The organism is Fibrobacter sp. UWR2 (assembly GCF_002210285.1).
Classification (GTDB): Bacteria; Fibrobacterota; Fibrobacteria; order Fibrobacterales; family Fibrobacteraceae; genus Fibrobacter.
Window position 1 is genome coordinate 65,771 of record NZ_MWQE01000006.1, and the last position, 20,668, is coordinate 86,438.

General features: G+C 52.4%; 14 protein-coding genes. 11 read left to right on the forward strand and 3 right to left on the reverse strand.

Annotated features, from left to right (window positions below; genetic code table 11):
• Positions 1 to 2: 2 nt before the first annotated feature.
• The 3 genes from B7994_RS09385 (at position 3) to B7994_RS09395 (ending at position 3,903) form a co-directional block, all read left to right on the forward strand.
• The gene (locus B7994_RS09385; protein ID WP_144063826.1) at positions 3 to 428 is read left to right on the forward strand and encodes a hypothetical protein; all 426 of its coding nucleotides are present in this window, start codon (positions 3 to 5) and stop codon (positions 426 to 428) included.
• Positions 425 to 796: a P-II family nitrogen regulator gene (locus B7994_RS09390; protein WP_088638202.1), complete on the forward strand. Its 372-nt coding sequence runs from the start codon at positions 425 to 427 to the stop codon at positions 794 to 796. The genes B7994_RS09385 and B7994_RS09390 overlap by 4 nt, the downstream gene beginning before the upstream one ends.
• Positions 797 to 861: 65 nt before the next feature.
• On the forward strand, positions 862 to 3,903 hold the full coding sequence (locus B7994_RS09395) for a spermine synthase (protein WP_088638203.1): 3,042 nt from the start codon (positions 862 to 864) through the stop codon (positions 3,901 to 3,903).
• 123 nt (positions 3,904 to 4,026) lie between these two features.
• On the opposite strand, the gene B7994_RS09400 is transcribed toward B7994_RS09395, so the two are convergent.
• Both B7994_RS09400 and B7994_RS09405 read right to left on the reverse strand, forming a co-directional pair.
• On the reverse strand, positions 4,027 to 4,854 hold the full coding sequence (locus B7994_RS09400) for an outer membrane beta-barrel protein (protein WP_088638204.1): 828 nt from the start codon (positions 4,852 to 4,854) through the stop codon (positions 4,027 to 4,029).
• A gap of 127 nt (positions 4,855 to 4,981) precedes the next feature.
• Positions 4,982 to 6,028 (reverse strand): porin family protein, encoded by a 1,047-nt coding sequence (locus tag B7994_RS09405; protein WP_158213122.1) that lies wholly within the window; start codon positions 6,026 to 6,028, stop codon positions 4,982 to 4,984.
• Positions 6,029 to 6,179: 151 nt separating this feature from the next.
• Here B7994_RS09405 and B7994_RS09410 point away from each other — a divergent pair, with 151 nt between their 5' ends.
• The 6 genes from B7994_RS09410 to lpxA all read left to right on the forward strand — a co-directional run bounded on the left by B7994_RS09410 (position 6,180) and on the right by lpxA (position 15,911).
• Positions 6,180 to 7,133 (forward strand): hypothetical protein, encoded by a 954-nt coding sequence (locus B7994_RS09410; RefSeq protein ID WP_088638206.1) that lies wholly within the window; start codon positions 6,180 to 6,182, stop codon positions 7,131 to 7,133.
• A 170-nt stretch (positions 7,134 to 7,303) separates the two neighbouring features.
• Positions 7,304 to 8,158, forward strand: coding sequence for a TIGR02147 family protein (locus tag B7994_RS09415; RefSeq protein ID WP_233143148.1), 855 nt, complete (start codon positions 7,304 to 7,306; stop codon positions 8,156 to 8,158).
• Positions 8,159 to 8,180: 22 nt separating this feature from the next.
• Entirely contained in the window at positions 8,181 to 10,235 is a 2,055-nt protein-coding gene (locus B7994_RS09420) for an FISUMP domain-containing protein (protein WP_088638208.1), read from the forward strand.
• A gap of 35 nt (positions 10,236 to 10,270) precedes the next feature.
• On the forward strand, positions 10,271 to 12,322 hold the full coding sequence (locus tag B7994_RS09425) for a hypothetical protein (RefSeq protein ID WP_158213123.1): 2,052 nt from the start codon (positions 10,271 to 10,273) through the stop codon (positions 12,320 to 12,322).
• A gap of 123 nt (positions 12,323 to 12,445) precedes the next feature.
• The gene (gene leuS, locus B7994_RS09430; protein WP_088638210.1) at positions 12,446 to 15,133 is read left to right on the forward strand and encodes a leucine--tRNA ligase; all 2,688 of its coding nucleotides are present in this window, start codon (positions 12,446 to 12,448) and stop codon (positions 15,131 to 15,133) included.
• 10 nt (positions 15,134 to 15,143) lie between these two features.
• A complete protein-coding gene (gene lpxA, locus B7994_RS09435; RefSeq protein ID WP_088638211.1) occupies positions 15,144 to 15,911 on the forward strand; it encodes an acyl-ACP--UDP-N-acetylglucosamine O-acyltransferase in 768 nt (255 codons plus the stop codon).
• A gap of 15 nt (positions 15,912 to 15,926) precedes the next feature.
• Here lpxA and B7994_RS09440 read toward each other — a convergent pair whose 3' ends face one another.
• Complete coding sequence (locus B7994_RS09440) at positions 15,927 to 17,099, reverse strand: glycoside hydrolase family 5 protein (RefSeq protein WP_088638212.1); 1,173 nt, start codon at positions 17,097 to 17,099, stop codon at positions 15,927 to 15,929.
• 250 nt (positions 17,100 to 17,349) lie between these two features.
• Between B7994_RS09440 and B7994_RS09445 the strand changes: the two genes are divergently transcribed.
• A complete protein-coding gene (locus B7994_RS09445; protein ID WP_088638294.1) occupies positions 17,350 to 18,087 on the forward strand; it encodes a carbohydrate binding domain-containing protein in 738 nt (245 codons plus the stop codon).
• A gap of 9 nt (positions 18,088 to 18,096) precedes the next feature.
• Positions 18,097 to 20,643 carry a hypothetical protein gene (locus B7994_RS09450; protein WP_088638213.1) on the forward strand — a complete coding sequence of 849 codons (2,547 nt, stop codon included), beginning with the start codon at positions 18,097 to 18,099 and terminating at the stop codon, positions 20,641 to 20,643.
• Positions 20,644 to 20,668: the final 25 nt, after the last annotated feature.

A 20,668-nucleotide genomic window follows, 5' to 3' on the forward strand; every position in this document is an offset into this window, starting at 1 on the left:
ATATGGCAGAAGCTAAAAGGACAGGAATTGCGAGAAGGCTATACGGGAAGGCGAGTGGGCGTTCGCGTGTTACCATGAACCGTCTCAAGATTCTCGTGACCATCGTGAACCGCGCGAAGGCGGATTTCTACATGGACCATATCCAGTCCTTTGGCGTGAACATGCAGATGGTCGTGTTCGGGAAGGGTACCGCCCCGCGCGAGATCGCGACGGCGATGGGCCTCGCGGATTCGGACCGTGCTGTAATCTTCAGCATTATTGGCGAGGACAAACTCCGTTCGGCGCTTGACAGCATCGAGGAAAAATTCAAGACCATCGTCGGTGGCAAGGGCATCGCCTATACAATTCCGATGTCGAGCATCATCGGCAAGTCCATTTTTAACTTCCTGAGCGACAACCGCGATGCGGTACGGAGGAACGAAGCATGAGTGCAGTCAACCACGAAGTCATTTTCTGCATTGTGAACACCGGCTTTTCGGAAACCGTGATGGAAGCGGCGAAGGATGCCGGGGCGCGTGGCGGTACTATCCTGAATGCCCGCGGTACGGCGAACAAGGAGGCCGAATCGTTCTTCCACATAGCCATCCAGCCCGAAAAAGAGATCGTGATGATCCTAGTGGATGCCAAAATCAAGGATGCGGTGCTCCATGCCCTCTACCAGAAGGCGGGACTTGACACCATGGGGCAGGGGATTGCGTTCTCGGTGCCCGTGGAGAATGTCGTGGGGCTTACGCCGTGGAAGGCCGAAGAAAAGCCCGAGGCTGAAAAGCCTTCTAAAAAAGCCGAAACAAAATAACGGCACCCGCACAGGCATTGCCTGAGTAAACGAATAAACGAATTCGTTTACTATATTATTTCATTATGAACATCCTGGTCTATTTCCTGTTTGCCCTTTCCGGGTTTGCTGGCCTCATTTACGAAGGCTCGTGGGCCCGCTACCTCAAACTCTTTCTCGGGCATTCCAGCTACGGCCAGGTGCTCACGCTCTGCATCTACATGGGTGGCCTTGCCATCGGTAGCTTTGTTGCAGGCAAGATGGTCGAGAAGGTCCGGCGCCCGCTGCTCGGGTATGCCGCGGTGGAACTAGCCATCGGTATAGGCGGTGTGGCATACCACCCGCTCTACAACTTGCTCACGGGATTCTTCTTCGATAGCGAATGGGTCGCGGGCCTCGGCTTTACCGGCGCTGAAGTCGCGAAGGTCGTGCTGGCTACGGGCTCTACGCTCCCGATTGCGATTGCGGTGGGCATGACGTTCCCGTTCATTGCTGCTGGCCTTATGCGCAAAAGCGGTGCCGAAGTCTCGCTCCCGATGCTCTACTTCACGAACAGTTTCGGTTCTGCCATCGGCATCTTGGTCACAAGCTACATGCTCATTCCCGAACTCGGGAACCACGTTACGTTGTGTGTTGCCGCCTCCATAAACTTCTTGCTGGCGATGGTGTTCGGGTTTATCGGCTTCATGACATCGCCGACCCGCGAAGAGGATGAGGAAGACCTCCCGTTCGTGGGCGAGGGCAGCGCCGAACGCGAACCCCTGAACGAAGACTATGTGGCAGAACACAAGCTTGCGATGCCCCCGAAGAGCATGTGGTTCTGGATTGCGGGCATTACGGGCCTTACCTCGTTCATTTATGAAATTGTCTGGATCCGCCTGCTCAGCCTGCTGATGGGTTCTTCGAGCCACAGCTTCGACCAGATGCTTTCGGCGTTCATCCTCGGGCTTGCCATAGGCAGTGCCGTCTCGGGCAAGCTCCTCAAGAAGGATTCGCTCGTCGTGCTTTCGATGGCGCAGATCCTCATGGCGTTCTTCGCGCTGTGCACGCTGTACTTCCACAAGCCCTTCTGGGGCATGATGAACGAGGCGAACCAGATATTCAACCCCACCAATGACGGCTATGTCTGCTGGAGCCTCTTCAAGTATGCGCTCTCCGTGCTGTGGATGGTGCCTACGAGTTTCTTTGCGGGCATGACGCTCCCGCTGATTACGATTATCCTCACGCGCGCCTTCAGGAGCGAGGCCCCCATCGGAAAGGTGTACGGTTGGAACACCGTCGGTTCCATTATCGGTTCTGCGGGTGGCGGACTGTTGCTGCTCCCGCTGTTGCAACTCAAGGGTGCTCTCGTGCTGGCTGCCGTACTCGACTTCGCGATAGGCTTTGCGCTGCTTGTCATCTACCGCAAGCGTTTCCGCTATAGCGTGCCGTTCTACGTGATATGCGCCTTCATGATCTTGCCTTCCATCTTTATAGGCTTTGACCCGCACCTGATTACTTCGGGCGCCTTCCGCGCCTACAAGAACCTCCACCCGGACGAAAAAATCATAGTGCGCGACGGCAAGACGGCTACCATCAGTTTCCACGAATCCGAAGTGCATTACTATATCAAGACGAACGGCAAGGCGGATGCCAGCCTGGGCAAGAACCGTGAAAATCCCATCGAGGGTGACGAGCTCACGCAGGCTGCGACCGCGTTCATGCCGATGGCGGTAAAGACCGAACCCTACGACGCCGCGATGGTTGGGTTCGGAAGCGGCATGGGTGCGCACTACCTGCTCTCTGACCCGCTCTTGAAGGATTTCGACTGCGTAGAAATCGAGCAGGAGATGATGGACCTCGCGAAGGGGTTCTACCCGTGGAACTCCCGCGGTTATGATGACCCGCGCATCCATATCTACATCGACGATGCGCAGACGTTCTTCCTCACGAACCGCCGCCAGTACGACCTGATGATCAGCGTACCTAGCAACCCGTGGGTCTCCGGCGTGGCTAGCCTGTTCAGCCATGAGTTCTACACCAAGATGCGTCGCTACATCAAGCCGGGCGGACTCTGGGTGCAGTGGATCCAGACATACGAGTTCAACGACCAGCTGTTCCTGAACATCTTGAAGGCGCTCGACGTCGCATTCCCGTACGTGAGCCTCTACAAGGCGCCCGAAGAACCGGACATCATTATTATCGCAAGTGACGAGCCCGTATTCCAGAAGGGTATCGGGCGATTCAGTACCGACCCTGTCCTTGTGAAGGAATTCAACCGCATCCACCGTGACCCGGAATTTTTTGGCGAGCAGAACTTCTTGTTCACATCCAAGATGGTGAAGTCGCTACTGGACGGCGTGGCCCCGAACAGCATCTTTACGCCTATCGTAGACAACAAGGCCGAAGAGGCGCGCTTCGTACATTCGCAGGCGCATATCGTGCAGGTGTTCGACAGCTGCGAAGTCTGCTGGCCCGAATATCTCGACTCTACAGAAAATGAACTTCGCCGCCCGTTCCGCGTGAAGCAGATGATGCAGGCCGGTGTCGATCCGTACAAGAAGCTTGGCTTGCTCGCTTACCTCGACAGGGTGCAGGCGCAGGTGGATTCTGCGGTTGCCGTGAATGCTGCAAAGCAGGCCCAGGAAGCCTCTCGCGCTCCGGCCGACTCGACCGCGGACAGCGTTGCGGTTGCCGACACGACAAGGCCCGCTCTGCACTTCATGGTGGCGGAACGTTCGCCGGAATGGGTCAAGTTCCGCATGGAATATATCGAGTGGATCCGTGGGGTTCCGATGGAGGCCCGCGACAGCAACGAGGTGTACAACCGCGTCCGCGACCTCGTGGATATGGGCGCCTTCCCGGCATCGTTCACCGACGAGTTCAACATCCTGGAGGTCGCCCGCGTCAAGGATTACCCGACGGCGTCGCGCCTTGTGGCGGACTTCTACGAGAAGTACGAGATCAAGGAAATGGACGAGTTCTTCCTCAGGAACGTACTGCTCATCTCGCTCCTTGCTGGCGAACCCGAGCTCGCGAATGCCATCTACCAGGATGCCATCAAGAATCACGAGAGCTTCTTCCCGGTGGAGAAGTTCCTTATCGAGCGTGAGATCGTGAAACTCCGCCGCAGTTCTATCCGGAAATAAGCCAAGGTCATTTCGCAGCCCCGTAGGGGCAAGAGTGTCCACTGGCGTTAATCTCCCTACGTCTCACGCGCAGTGCCGTAGGCACAAGAGTGCCCACTAGCGTTAATTATCCTGCAAAGCAGTTTAGAACAGGAAGCAGATGCCTACGGAGGCGTAGCTTGTAAGGAAGTTCGAGTCCTTGAAGGAGGCCTCTGCGTTCAGCGTCTGGTTCAGGAGGTTCGTGAACCCTTGTACCAGGCGGATATTCAACTGTACCCAGCGCGTAAGCATGTAGCCCAGGTCGACCGCCGCACCGAGTTCGAAGCCCGTTGTCGCGATGGTGTTGGAGCGGGTCTTGTCTTCGCCCAGGTCAAGGTTCTGGTTGAATTCGGAGGAACCGGAGAGCTTGAGGCCGAGGTTCAGGCCGAGGCCTACGAACATGTTGAGGTCCACAAACGTGTAGCGCACCACGAGCGGGATTTCGAACATCATGATGTCGATGCTGGCATCGTCGTCACCGAAGTCCGTCTCGTTCGCATAGCGGTAATGGCGGTACGTGAACACCAGTTCGGGGACCATGTTCAGGTTCTTGACCCCGAGCGGCAGTGTCACCAGAAGGCCGGCGGATCCCTGGAAGCCGAGTCCCCATCCCGAGGTCTCGTTGCCGATAAACGTGTTGACGCCGGCGCTAGCGCGAACGCCCAGCAAGATGGAACGCGCGAAACCTTCGGCACGCTGCTTGTTGATCTCGGCTTTCGAGGTCTTTTCTCTTCTGTATTGTGCATATTCGGCTGCGTATTCCGCGTCGTCGGCGAATTCGCTTGCTGCCGAACCGTCGTACGACTCCGAACTGCTCCTTTCGGTAGAGGTTGTCGTTTCGTCATTATCGAAATCGTCAAATTCGTCTGCGAGGGAAGGCACAGTTGCGGCGAGCATTGCCGCGGCCAGGAAAGGTACGATTCTCAGGTTCATGCTTGAATTATAACAAAAGAAGGTTAAACACCTTCTCTATTATAAATATCTTTGCCGCAAAAAGACAGGGGGCAAATTTTTTTTTACCTACGGACGGAACTTTTTATGCCGTTTTTTCGAGTTTTTCCTACAGGAACAGCGAGATGCCGATGGTCGCGTGCGTTCCCAACAACTTCGCATCCTTGACAGAGGATTCAAAGACTACGTCGCTGTTCAGGAGATTTGTAAAACGCTGTATGACACGCAAGTCCACGGAGACGTTCTTGTTCACGATGTAGCCGATCTCGAGGACCGCGCCCATCTCCAGTCCGGCGGTAGGGAGGGTGTTGTCGTGAGTATCGTCTTGTTCCGTAGTCGTACTCGTGTTGATGGTCTGGTCGAATTCCGAGGAGCCCGTGAGTTTGAGGCCCAGGTCGAACCCGAGACCGAGGGTGATATTGCCGCCGCCGATTGCGTACTTGATGATGACCGGGATCTCGAACAGTGCGACATTGACCTTGGCTTCGTCTTCTTCGCTGTAGTCGTCGAACTCGAAGTCTGCCTCGTAGCGGTAGCGGAAATAGCTGAAGGAAAGCCCGACTGATGCGAACAATCCTTCGATGCCGAGTTTTGTCTGTGCGATGATACCTGCCGTGGCCTCGTATCCGATTCTCCAGTCATCGGTCTCTTCGCCGATGAAAAACAGGTTGAAACCGCCACCGAACCTGAACCCCAGGCTGAATCCGCTCGAAAATCCCTCACGGCTTGCGCGGCTGATGTCGGCGTTCTCGTTGGTGTAGCGGTCGTAGGTGTCGTCGTCGTCATCATCGTCGTCGCTGCTAGCGACCTTGGTCTCGGACGCGGAATCCTTGCATTCTGGGAGGAGCGAGTCTGCGGGGGTGCAGTCCTCTTCTTCGTCGGAATCGGCCCCTTCGTTTTTAGTTTTCTCCGCGGCTGATTCGGCTACGGCCTCGTTGCTGGCCTGCTCCGTGGTGGATTCGGCAGTGGCCTCGCCGCAGCCATCCCCGATGCATTCGGGGTTCGGTTCGTCGGAACCGTCGTTCATTTCCGTGCTGCCACCGTTCTGCGAGGCAATCCATGCGGAATCCACGTCGGCCTCGTAGGAATCCTGTGCGAAGGCAGAACAGACAATCCCCGAAAAAATGATGGTGGTAAGTACCCTAAACAATTTCATGGCGATGAATTTAGAAAAAAAGGAGGTGGTCAAGGGGGCGATTAAAGGAAACGGCCGCCAATTTCGCACATTTTTCTTACAAAGTACCCGCATAGGTGTCTTATGGATAAATTTATTATATTGACAATTGTATTACAAGGGGACTTTCCGCATGTCACTAACCTTCCGCAACATCCCTCTTTCGGCAATTGCCTTTGCAGTTGCCATGCCGCTTGCCCTTGTCGCCTGCGGCGACGATTCTTCGTCTTCTGCAAGCGATAACGAAGAACAGCCGGGCTCATCTGCAATCGAAGAAGAACAGCCGGGCTCTTCGAGTGATGAGACGCTCTTGTCCAGTTCCTCGAATGTCGACGAAGAAGATGAATTTGCTCGAATCGAGACGATGTGCATCACTGCCGGAACGAAAATCGGTGGTGTATGCGGTGTTTATGGGTATATTCCTGTGACGGGGTCGGTTTTCAGAGATTGTTATCTCTATACTGAAGATGGATGGGTTTCCAAGGGCCGGTCTTTTTCGTACTGTAGTGAGTATTTAAGTAACTCAGAAGACTATACGGATGTGGGCGCGACTGAGGGATGTCCTGCCGAAAGCGAGGGTGTGTACAAAACGGTGTTAGATACGATTGCCGTGTATGACAATGGGAACGTAATGGAATGGACTTCCTATTATCACTGTGAATCGGGAGAGTGGGTAAAGACTGAATGCCGTGACCCGCTCGACGCGTGTACTGCGGACAATGAAGGAGAAATGAAGAATGTTGTATGCTCGCAGCAACCGGACAATCCTAAGGCCGCAAAGACCGAGTGGGACTTTGTATGTAAAGATAAAAAATGGGAAAAAATGTCTGCTGAAGAATCAAAGACGGCTCGAATCAATGCTCAATGCACTACGGCCGATACGAAAATCGGGGATGTTTGCAGTATCGTATCTGGTGGAAACGTGTCTTTCGGGATAATGCCCAACCTTCTAACTTGTTATGTCTATACCGAAGAGGGGTGGGTTTCGAAGGCTAGCGGCAGCGTTAGCTCAACTTGCGAGGAACTCTTGAACGCTCCGGCGGATTCTACGGAAACACCTGCGGATTCTACTGCCGCGGAAGATTAGAATTAGCCGTAAAATGAGAATCTTTTTGTTTAAAAAAGATCGAATTTTGTTTATAATTTTGGATTTTTTTTAATTATTTTTCAAAAACTGCCTAAATTCGCTCAAAAAGGCCATTTCTGTTTTTAAAATAGTATTGCGCTACGTGGCGCGTTTTTTTTATTTTTATTATCATGCAGCCTGTTACCGAATACAAAGATTATCGTGAATATTTGTTGGATTATTATCGCGAACGAAAGCGCAGTTCCGCGTTTACGTGGCGCGAATTTGCAAAATTGGCGGGGTTTGCTTCGGGGGCTCATTTGAAACTTGTTTGTGATGGCAAGATGCGGCTTCGCGAAGAAGGGGCGAAGAAAACCGCACAGGCAATGAACTTATCCGCGTTTGAGCAGGAATATTTTGTCTTGATGGTGCGTTACGAACGGGCGAAAACGGATCTCGAGAAGAAGAAATGTTTTGAAGAAATGCAAGCGCTCTGTGAAGCCAATCGTGTGAAAATTCTCGGAAGCGAACTTTATTCCTACTATGAAACATGGAAACATTCTGTCGTCCGTGAGCTTGCTGTAGCGATGCCGGGGGCAAAGCCGAGCGAAATCGCCAAAGCATGCAAGCCTCCGATTTCTGCTGCAGATGTCAGCGAAAGTTTGTATTTCCTGGTGAAGTCTGGGCTTTTGACGCGCGATATCAAGGGGAACTATCACCAGACAAATCAATCGCTCTCGTCTGGACGCTTGAACGTTGTCGCTGTGGCGGTTCACTCGCTATTGCGCCAGATGGGCGAATTTGCTCTCGAGGCATTGGATAAATTGCCTATTTCGGAACGAAACTTTAGCGGTATTACCATGGGCGTGTCTGCAGAAGGTTATGCTAAAATTGTTGAAGAACTTGCCCAGTGTCGCAAACGCATTGTCTCGATTGTCACAGAAGACAAGAACGTGGAAAAAGTTTGTCGTTTGAACATGCAGCTTTTCCCGCTGACGGAAAATATTTGCAATGGTACTTCTGTAAGAGGCCCCAAAATAAATTGATTTTAAGCGAGCGAGTGAGAATATGAAATATTTGTTTTTATTTTCAATTATAGCTTTATTTTTTGCCTGCTCCGAAAACAATATGGCAGGTGGCACAAGCGAAGAAGCCGAAGGCATTGTTGCGATTACGGATCGTGAAATTGCAGGTGTAACGCAGAAGGGACCTTTCTTGGTGGGGTCCTCGGTGACGATTCAGGAACTCGATGGAAAAACTTTAGTTCAAACAGGTAGAAGTTTCAAGACAAGCGTAAAAAGTGATTATGGCGATTTTTCTGTCAAGAGCGTGAATCTCGCATCGCAGTATGCCTTGCTTGAAGTGACCGGGTATTTTTATAACGAAGTTACTGGGAAAAAATCTGAGGGAATGATTTCCTTAAATGCCCTTACGGATTTGACAAACCGCAATAACGTTAATGTTAATGTGCTTACGCATTTAGAGGCGGATCGTGTTCTTAACCTCGTTCAGAAACAGGGACTGTCTTTTACAAAGGCAAAAAAACAGGCTGAGTCAGAAATTTTTTCGTCATTCCGTTTTACGGGTAATCTAGGGTCTCCAGAAGATATGGATATCTTCTCGGAGGAATCTGATGGGGCGTTGTATGCTTTGAGTGTGCTGATGCTGGGAGATGGCTCTGTAGCTGATTTTTCTGAGCGACTTGCTTTGGCTGCTCGTTCTTTTGCGGAAAAAGGTGAATGGCAAGGTGCAGAAAAAGATGAAGTGGCGGATTGGGCGTATCAGATTGAAAGTTCTGCAGACCGTTTGGAAGAGATTAATCGTAATTTGGCGGACTGGATGGAAGAAAAAGTGGGTGATAAAGATGCTTACATCAATCTACCTTATATAAATGAACTGCTTTATAGGTTTTGGACAAATGAATATCACCTTGGACCATGTGATAGAGATCATTCTGGAGTTACGAAAAAAATCTCCAATATTCATAGCAAATACTATAATAAAGACTTTATATGCTACTCCAATAGTGATGATACGTGTACTGATGATGGTTTCGGATGCCGGTGGTATTTTGCGGAGGAACCGATGGAATTTAATGATGATTCTACCGATTATCTTGGACACATGACGATTGGGGATGTTTTTTGGACGGCCAAAAATCTAGAATATGATTTTCATGATACGGTTAATGCGAAACAAGCGTGTTATCGCGATGTGCCTACGTATTGCAAAATGTACGGAATGCTCTACGACTATAGAACAGCTTTGAAAGCGTGCCCGGTTGGATATCGTTTGCCTAAATATGGTGAGGTTGAAAATCTTTTGCAATATTATGGTGGCGCGGGCAAGAATGCTGCCGACTCTCTGCTTGTGATGAACGATTATGAACGTGGTATTTCTGGTTTTCAGGCTTTGCTTGGGGGGCATGGCGAATATGAAGGTTTGAATGAAAATACGGCGTTGTGGATTTCTTCGGACGATTCTATTGGTACAAGATATGTTTTATGGATTGATTCATCTACGGCAGAAATTAGGCCATATTCATCTGAATTAGCCTACGTTCGTTGTGTCTTGGATATCGATAGTCTTGTTGCCTCGCAGGAATACGATGAGATGAGAGATTCTCGAGATAAACAATTGTACCATTATACCAATATTCCGTCGGAATTGCCCGGAAGTCTTTGGCGAGATATTCTGATCTTTGTTGAAAATGTGCATTATGACGGTGATTCGCTCTATTCTTGGAACGATGCTGTGGAAGTTGCTTGTCCTGAAGGATGGCGACTGCCTACTATTGAGGAGTGGAAGGGTATTTTCACATGGAATGGGGATAATCCTTCTAACGTTCTTTCTGGGGATAGTTCACAGAACGTGGAGTATTATAATGTTTCTAGAATAGATGATCCATTTTACGAATTGTTTGGGAAAGACAAAAAAAATACTTATTGGACAAGTTCTGCGGGGACCTTTGTAAATTCTTTGGGTGAGAATATCTCGGCAGGATATGCGGTGAACATGAATACAAATGAGCATAATAGATATGAAGTGAGAATATTGTTGGATGATAAACAGGAAAGACATTCTGTTCGTTGTGTTAAAGATGAAAAATTATATAACATTTAAGGAGCGCTAAGAAGATGTGTTACAAAAAATTTATTGTGTCTAGCTTGATTCTTCTTGTTGGAACATTCTTTTGGGCATGTTCGTCCGAAAGTGCTTCTGGCGGTAACGAGCCCTTTGAGGGCTCAATTAACGGTGTTTCTCAGAAGGGGCCATTCTTGGAAGGTTCGTCGGTCGTGATGCAGGAACTTGAGGGGAAATCGCTTGCCCAGACAGGTAAAAGCTTTAGAGGGAAAGTGATAAATGACAGGGGCGATTTTTCTATCGAAAATATTGCCTTGGATTATCCCTATGTTTTGCTTGAAGTGAACGGCTATTACCGTAATGAGGTTACCGGTAAAAAGTCGAATGGCTCAATATTCATGAAGGCTATTGCTGATGTAAGTGGCCAGTCAAAAGTGAATATAAACCTGCTTACGCATCTTGAATATGAACGAGTTCAGACTTTAGTGGAACAAAACAACATGTCCATTGAAGAAGCAAAACGACAGGCGGATCGCGAAATTTTTGCAGCTTTTTATGCTGATGTCGATTATGATAAGGTAGAACACTTGAGCATCTTTGGAAATGGCGAAGGGGATGCTGCGCTCTTAGCAATCAACGTTCTTTTACTTGGAAACGAGTCGGAAGCTGATTTCATGGCGCGTTTTGCTACGATGGGCCAAGATTTTGCGGCAGATGGCGTTTGGAATGATTCCTTGCTCAAGATTAAAATTGCAGATTTCGCTTGCGAAGCGAGCCGTTCGGGAAAGCTTGCTGAGATCCGTCGAAATATCGAATCGTGGAAAATTGCCGATGTCCCGCCATTTGAAACCTATGTGAATAGCTTTTGGGCAAATCAGTATCGCCTTGGCAAATGCGATGCTTCGAATCTTGGAATGAGAAAATTATTTGTTGATAGTACAGAAAGTTCGGTTTTTCAAGATTCGGCGTTTAAATGTAGCGAAAACGGGTGGATCCCTTATACAAATGGTGAAGTCTATTCTAAATCAATTGCGGAGGAATGTACTGCAGAAAATGAAGGCGAGGTCAAAGTTGTGTGGGAAGGGAACCCCAAATACGGATACAATACTTACAATAGGTGTGAAAGCGGCTTGTGGGTTCGTGGGAATATTAGCCTCACTTGTGATACTGCTGGCGTGCAGGTGGGGGACCTTTGCCGAAAAACTGGAACGATAAACATATTCCAAGCTGGTATGAATGTTACGCCTTCTGAAAGAACATTCGCTTATGTTGGCAACGGCGTTTGGGAAGAATGTGACGGCTTGACCAAAATAACCAAGGAATGCACCGCCGAAAACGTAGGAGATAAAGAAAAAATTGTTTATGGTCGTGATGATAATACATTGTCTATGTATTACCAGTGTTCTAGCGACGGGTGGACTGAAATAGATGAGGCTACTTTTTACAACTGTGCGGATTCTGTCTCAGTTAGTGGAACCTGCTCATTTGAAGTAGATGGAAAAATGGTGTACTATAAATACAATGATGAAAAATTTTGGGTTAATGGCAAGATGGTGGATAGCGGGTGGGTGAAAGCCGGCTACGATCCTGAATTAGGTTTTTGTCCAATGTACTATTCTTTGTCTTCCTCATATAATCTGCCAAAATTGCTCGATTCCGGTTATTACTATTGCTGGGCCGGGCAATGGGAAAAAGTAAATCTTGTACCGAAGCAATATACGGACCCTCGAAAAGAAGGCTTGACAGACGAGGAATACGATGTCCTGGATTTGCCCAAGGATGCCAAGGTAGGCGACCGTGCCGGCGGTTTGCTGGAGACATGCGAGTATAATCAGGATTTATATACGGTAAATGGTTGGGAAGTGTATGATTATTGCATATCTCAAAATTATTACCGCTATCATGAAGATGGTTCTTGGGCAATAGAAACGACGGATGATTTTTTTGACGATATAAATTCCTCTAGTTTTGAATGTAACGCAGAAACAGAAGGCCAACAGAGGATTAGAATGCCGGACGAAGATCAACCAGGTACAGTTTTGCAATGTGTTGCCGTTGATAATGGGACTATTGAATATGATGAAGTAATTGTTGAATACATCTTTAACCGGTACGAAAAGAAATGAATCCCCCTCTTTTAAGGGCTTTGAACATCGGGATGGCTGACCGCCATCCCTTTTTCTTTCTAAATTTAACCCCGAAAAATTTAATGAGGCCGCGGCGGCATAGCCGGGGCACTAGAGGATAAAATGGCAAAGTACAATCCGCAAGAGATCGAAACCAAGTGGCAGGCCTACTGGGAAGAACATCAGACTTTCAAGACGGGCACCGATAAGTCCAAACCCAAGTATTACTGCCTGGACATGTTCCCGTACCCGAGTGGCGCAGGCCTCCATGTGGGCCACCCGGAAGGTTACACCGCCACCGACATCATTTGCCGCTACAAGCGCAGCCGCGGTTTCAACGTGCTCCACCCGATGGGTTGGGACGCTTTCGGCCTCCCTGCTGAACAGTACGCCATCCAGACCGGTACGCACCCGGCCATTACCACCAAGAAGAACTGCGACAATTTCCGCCGTCAGATCAAGCGCCTCGGCTTAAGCTACGACTGGAACAAGGAAGTCAACACCACCGACCCGAAGTATTACAAGTGGACGCAGTGGATTTTCAAGCGCCTTTACGGTACCTGGTTCGATGAAGACCAGCAGAAGGGCCGCCCCATCGAAGAACTCCCGATTCCTGCCGATGTCGAAGCAAAGGGCAAGGAAGAAGTCCGCAAGTACAAGGATTCTAAGCGCCTCGCTTACTACGCCGACGCTCAGGTGTGGTGGTGCAAGCACTGCAAGATTGTGTGCGCGAACGAAGAAGTCTTGAACGACGGCTCTCACGAAAAGTGTGGCACCAAGGAAGTGGAACGCCGTAACCTCAAGCAGTGGCTCATGCGCATCCCGCTGTATGGCGACCGCCTGCTGAAGGGCCTCGACAAGCTCGACTGGCCGCAGGGCGTCAAGGACATGCAGAAGAACTGGATTGGCAAGAGCTACGGTGCCGAAGTGGATTTTGCGATTGCCGACGCTAACGGCAAGCCGACCGAAAAGAAGCTCCGCGTTTACACTACCCGTTGCGATACGCTGTTCGGTGCTACCTACATGGTCGTTGCCCCGGAACACGCGATGGTCCCGGAACTCACGACTGCCGAACAGAAGGCCGCCGTGGAAGAATACGTGCACGCAGCCGCCTTGAAGAGCGACCTCGACCGTACCGAACTCGCCAAGGAAAAGACCGGCGTGTTTACCGGTAGCTATGCCGTGAACCCGCTCACCGGCACCAAGATTCCGGTGTGGGTCGCCGACTACGTTCTTACCGGCTACGGCACCGGCGCCATCATGGCCGTGCCCGCCCACGATACCCGCGACTTCGATTTTGCGAAGAAGTTTAATTTGCCCGTCATCTGCATCATGGAACCCGATGCAAGCTGCCCCGAAGACGTGAAGCCGCTCGTACTCAAGGGCGATGCTTGCTGGGCTGCCGACGGCACCTATATCAACAGCCAGAACGACACGCTTTGCCTGAACGGCCTCAATAAGAAGCAGGGCATCGCGAAGGTCATCGAATGGCTCGAAGCCAACAAGATCGGCAAGGCCACCGTGAACTACAAGCTCCGCGACTGGCTCTTCAGTCGCCAGCGCTACTGGGGCGAACCGTTCCCGGTCATCCACTGGGAAGACGGCGAAATCTCTACTGTGGATGATGCCGAACTGCCGGTGTTGTTGCCGGAACTCAAGGACTACAAGCCGGGTGACGGCGGACAGTCTCCGCTTGCTAACGCCACCGAATGGCTCCAGGTGACCGACAAGAACGGCCGCAAGGGTATTCGTGAAACGAACACCATGCCGCAGTGGGCTGGCTCCTGCTGGTATTACCTCCGCTACATCGATGCCTGCAACGGCGATGCATTTGTGGCAAAGGAACTTGAAAAGTACTGGATGCCCGTGGACCTCTATGTGGGCGGTGCCGAACACGCTGTGCTCCACCTGCTCTACAGCCGCTTCTGGCACAAGGTGCTCTTTGACCTCGGCCTCGTCTCTACCGACGAACCGTTCCAGAAACTCTTCAACCAGGGCATGATTCTCGCCTTCGCTTACGAAGATGCCGCTGGCTCCAAGGTCCCGACCGACGAAGTCGAAGAGAAGAACGGAAAGTTCTTCAAGAAGGGAACCGACATCGAGCTCAAGCAGATTGTGGCCAAGATGAGTAAGTCCCTCAAGAACGTCGTGAACCCGGATGACGTGGTGCGCGACTACGGTGCCGACAGTCTTCGTTTGTACGAAATGTTCATGGGTCCGCTCGATGCCGTGAAGCCGTGGCAGACCAAGGGCATCGAAGGTATGAACCGCTTCCTCGGCCGCGCCTGGCGCTCCGTGGTGGGCGACGACGATGCCGCTCCGGTCTACGTTGACGAAACCGCTCCGGAAGCAATCGAGAAGGTGATGCACCAGACCGTTATCAAGGTCACGAGCGACATCGAAAACATGAGCTTCAACACCGCGATTAGCCAGCTGATGATCTTCAACAACGAAATGATGAAGATGGACAAGCGCTACCGCGAACCGTGCGAAACGTTCGTCAAGCTGTTGCACCCGTTTGCCCCGCATATCGCCGAAGAAATGTGGAGCATCCTCGGTCACAACGAATCGCTCACGAACGTCGCCTGGCCGGAAGCTGACCACTCCAAGGCCGTGGAAAACACCGTGGAAGTCGTGTTCCAGGTGAACGGCAAGGTCCGCGCCAAGGCCTCTGTCGCCAAGGACATGGACAAGGCCGCCCTCGAAAAGCTCGCCATGGAAAATGACCGCATGAAGGAATTCATGAACGGCAAGACTGTCGTGAAGTCCATCGTGGTTCCGGGCAAGCTCGTGAACATCGTGGTGAAGTAAATTCGCAGCCATGTTCCATCCGTCTGCCTTCGTAAGCCCGCAAGCCAAGGTCCATGAGTCTGCCGTTATTGGCCCGTGGTGCATTGTCGATGCCGGCGCGGAGGTGGGCGAGGGCGTGGTTCTCGAATCGCGCGTACACGTTTATGGCGGCGTCTCCATCGGGGCGCACACGCATGTGTACGACGGCGCCATCCTCGGCGCTCCTCCGCAAGATCTCAAGTATGCGGGCGAACCGACCCGCCTTGCCATAGGCGAAAACTGCACCATCCGCGAGTACGTGACAATCAACCGCGGCACGGTCCAGGGCGGCGGTTGTACTCGTATTGCAGACAAAGTATTAATCATGGCGTATTCGCATGTCGCACACGATTGCGACATCCATGAGGGTGTTGTCATTGCGAACGGCTGCCAACTGGGCGGCCACGTGCGTATCGGGGAGTACGCCACCATCGGGGGCGTTACGGGAATCCAGCAGCGCAACCAGGTGGGCGCCTATGCCTTTGTGGGCGGCACCCACAAGGTAGACCGCGACGTGCCCCCTTGCGTCAAGGCTTCGGGTAACCCGCTCCGTGTGGGGGCACTGAACCTGCATGCACTCCGCCTGCACCCCGAAGAATTCCCGGAAGAGCGCATCCAGGCGCTCCAGCGTGCCTACCGTGAACTTTACCGCAGCGGCCGTACCATCGCCGATGTTGTCGAGGAACTGAAAAAAGGCCCGGAACCTCTGTTCCAAGCCTTTTTCGACGAGCACTGGGGCGGCACCTTGGTCCGCCCGTAGTGAGCATTAAGCTTATTACTGATTGAACAGCTTGCCCGTATAGCTGTCGAACACTTTCTTCATTTCGGGGAACCATTCGTCGTCACCCTGGTTGTACGCCTGGAATCCGCTTGTCTTGCCGAATGCCCAGTAGTGCCAGCTGATGCCGTAGTTCTCTGCGGCCTTGATGACGTAGTTCGTCCACTGGGCGCGCGAGGCTTCGCTCGGGGCTTCGCTGGCGCACTTCGAACCGGAGCGCCCGATGGCGCCGAATTCGCCCATGTTGACCGGCACGCTGTGCTTGCCGTCTACGTCGGGGAAGTAGGCCTTGATGGAATCCGCGTACTGCTTGAAGTCCGATGTAACCTTGCTCAGGTCGGAACTGGAGAGCGAGGCGCCACACGGGTACATGGTTGCCGTACCTTGGTGGGTGTATTCGTACGGGTCGTAGTAGTGGCCGCTTACGATGATGTTGCCGTCCTGGGGTAGGTTGAGCTGCTTGATGGCCCCGAACTTGGAGTATCCGTTGGCTTCGAACATCACGGTCTTGTTCGGCGCGACTGCACGGATGGCGGTGTAGCCTGCGGTCATGATGGCGTTCACCGTAGCGGCGCTCTTGATATCGTGCGGCTCGTTCATGATCTCGAATACGATCATGCTGTCCGGGAAGTCGTTCAGGCCGGCGGCGATGTCGAGCCACATGACGGCGAAACGCTTCAGTTCATCGTCAAAACCCTGCGGGTCCTTTTCGTAGTTCACCGCTGCCGCGTTCAGCCCGACATGGTGATGGCAGTTGATGATGACAGGCATGCCGAGACTTATGGCGAGGGCTACGTCTTCATGGACGCCGGCGAGGCGGTCTGTATCGATGTGCCCTTCGATATCGGCGTCGTTTTCCCAGCGCACGGGGATACGTACGGAGTTGAAGCCCGCAGCCTTAACAATCTTGAGATCTTCGTCGCGCAGGCAGTTGCCCCACCCGCAGTCACCGTTGCCTCCGGTACCCACGGATTCCCAGGAGTTGCCCATGTTGATGCCGCGTCCGAGCCTCTTGTTCATGGCGCGTCCGAGCGAGTAGTCAACCTTGACGCGGTTGAGCCCCGGTTCGTCTTCGGGCGTAGTGGCCCTGGCGAGACCCTTGTTGCCGGAGTCGCAACTTACGAGGAGTACGGCGGCGGCGCAAATGGCGATGTTTTTCAATAAGTGCATAAGAATCCTGTCGTTTTCGTGTTACATATAGAAATTTAGACATATTTGCCCTGGTAGGCGCTCTTTTATAAAATAATTCGGTTACTATGGTAAACGAGTGAGATTTCGCAAATTGGCTGTTTTTTTTGTTTTTTGGCACATATTATAGCGATTTAGTACGTCTGTATACACCTTTTCGAAAAAAGTGGGAATACAATGCCCTAAAAACAAGTTATATTGTAAGCCATCGAATTTGGAGATTTTGTACCTTATGAAATCACATCTGCAGACCATCATCTGGAAGTGCGCCGTGGGCTCACTCCTTCTTGCGTCTTTCTCCTTTGCTAGTTTCAGCGATTATAGGGATAGGGACAATTCCCGCTTCGTCACGCGCGAAGCCAAGCCTTTCCGCCCGGATAAGGACGTGGTGAGCGTCGTTATGCGCGAAGCCATCCCGCGTGGTGGTGGATACACCTACCAGTACCCGCGCGAGAACCCCGAACCGATTCTCACGGACAAGTATGCCATGGAAGGCGCCCTTTCCATGGAAATTGAGCTTATTGCAAGCGACTACTCCGGTGTGGCTATCTGTATCGCCGGTTCTGTCGACCTGACGCCCTATTTCGAGGAAGGTGTCCTCGAGTTCTGGATCAAGGGCGAAAAGGGTGGCGAGAACGCCCTGTTCGTGCTCGTTGACGATGGCGTGAAGAGCAACGGCGAATCCCTCCAGGTGAAGCTGCGCTCCAAGAGCCTTGGTGAAATTACCACTGAATGGAAGCATTTCAGCATTCCTCTCAAGCTGTTCGGCAAGACCGGCGTGTACTGGGATGCGAAGAACACCCGCGAAGTCATGCTCCCGTTTGCCTGGGAAAACTTCAAGGGTTTCCGTCTTGAAGTCCGCAAGGACGAAAACGAGTCCTTCAAGGTCTGGATTGACGATATTGTGATCAAGAAGCACGGCAAGCCTTACGAAGGGCCGGCCAACTACCCGTTCCGCAACGCGATTTAAGAGGTTCCCATGCGTAAATTACCGATACTCTTTACGACTTTGCTTTGCACTTCCCTGGCCTTTGCTCAGGAAGAAGAAGCCGCATTAGATGCCTCCGCACCTGAAACTGAAGCGGTGGAAGAAGCCCCTGCTGCCGAACCGGCTAGCGAAGAACAGGCTGCTCCCGAAGAACCCGCTCCTGCGGAGGAGACCGTTTCTGAAGCCGCTCCGGCCGAACCGGCAGCGGAGGAAAGCGCTCCTGTGGAAGAAGCCGCTGCCGAACCGGTGGCCGAAGAACCCGCAGAAGCCCCTGCTGAAGAAGCTGCCCCGAAGAAGGAATTCGCCTCTGCCGCTCCGGTCAATACACCGGCTCCGGTGGTCGATGCCCCTGCGACACTCGCCGCCGACAAGCAGCTCGAAGTTGCCGAAGGCAACATGGATAATATCGCCGATAACCTCGAGTCCACGCTCATGGGCAAGGACGACGCTCCTCTCGCCGTGTCCGGCTTCATGGCCTTCCGCGTCAAGGATTTCAGATACCCGAAGGCCTCTGAATACCTCGCCAGCGATAAGGCCCGTACCTCGGTCGACGCTATGTTCAAGGCGAACATCGTCGCCATGCCGAACTCCTACATGACCCTCTGGACCAACCTCACGTTCCCGTTCGACCTTACGGGTCTGTTCGTCAACAACCTGGGTACCCAGCCGACGAACGTGCCGACTTCCAACGAGCGCGTGCTGTTCGACCACTCCACCGACTACTACTCCTCGACTATCGACGAAGAAATGAACTTCGGTATCGATATCCGTGCGGGCGTGTTCGGCGCCTATGTTACGGCCGGCGGCGTCATCTGGGCGAACTCCTCTCCGCTCACCATGTGGGAACGCGAGACCATGCCCCGCTTTGCCTGGGTGTACGAGACCTTCGAAGACGAAAAGACTGTAAGTACCTACTACAAGGAAAAGGTGTTCAAGCCGGTGAAGGAAGGCGGACGTGCCTTCTGGACCAACCGCTCCTTCGGTGGCGTGTTCGTGAGCGCCTACCAGCTCCCGTTTGACATGACCGCTCAGGCAATGGTGTCCCAGCCGGCCGACATGGACGTCGGTACCCGTGACGGTCTGCGTATGTACGGTGGCCAGCCGGGCGAACTCGAAATGTCCGGTGACTACGATCTCCGCGGCGCCGTGTACCACGGCCGCCTTGCCAAGAACAAGATCGCCGACAACCTGAGCGTTGGCCTTAACTACATGGGCATCGTCTTCGACGAGGCTCTCGTCTATGAAAGTGAATTCTACGGCCAGTACAACAAGCTGAGCGTCGACCCGACCATCATGAACACCCATGTGGCGTCTGTCGACTTCAGGGGTAACATTACTCCGAAGCTCTACTTGATGGCCGATGTGGCCTTGAGCATGACGGATTCCCTCAACTACTACAAGACGGGCCTTTCCAAGCACGGCTCTAGCTACGAGAAGAACTCCTACGATTCCGAATGGAGCATGCCGCAGGTCGGTGTGTACGTGAAGGCCCAGAGCAAGTACCTCGAAGGCTGGCCGATGACTCTCGAAGCCATCTTCCTCCAGAAGGACTTCTACTCTCCGTTCTCCATGAGCAACCCCTCGCGCTACGTTGCCTGGCGCAGGGATGAATTCGCCCTCAATGCGGGTTCCATGCGCTACACCCCGAACATGGCGGGTATCAACCTGAAGATCGAACCGGAATTCAACCGCGGTCACCTCGACATCCAGTACGGCCTGCATAGCCAGGTCGAGGAAGGTGCCGACGTGCTCCTCTTCAACTACCGCCTCAATGGCCGTAACCTTTGGGAATCCACGAACTCCTGGACCAAGCACAAGCCGATCTTCTGGGCAGACTCGGGTAACGCCCGCTACAACGGCTACGTGGAACGTGCCGGTGTGCTTACCCCGGGTATTGGCCTCAAGATGAACCGCCAGCAGGGTGGTCTCCGTGGTGGTACGTGGGAAATGTGGGAAACCTTCACCGCATACGAGAATGCCCAGCAGATTCAGGATAGCGTAGTCCCGACCCACACCAAGTGGTCGACCTACCTCTCCCTCGCCGGTGGTTACGATATCGGACACTGGTTCGGCACCGACAGGAACATCGTGATGAGCGGCTACGCCTCCATCTCGGGTGTCGCCAAGTCGTTCGCCCCGATTGCCTACAGCGAATCCCAGAGCGACATGCTCCTGTGGAGCTTTTACGGTCAGCTTGAACCGGCAATCGCCATTACGCCGACCTTCCACCTCGTCGGTATCCTCGGCCTCGAGAGCTTCCGTTCTGAATACGGCTACCTCATCGACTATATCGAGAACAACATCGACAAGTCTACTGATACGAAGCCCACGCACTATGGCGATGTGAACACTATGATGTTCCGCAAGGCTCCCATCAACTACCTGGAAACGGCCCTCGGTATCGGTTTCGACTGGAACTTCGCCGACCGTGCCGGTATTCACGTGCGTTACAAGTGGGCTACCCATTCCGACGAAACCGTGCCTGATAATGACTGGTCTGGTCATTACATCTACGCCGAAACTAAAGTATGGTTCTAATGGAGGCGCGAGAAGAGTATGAATT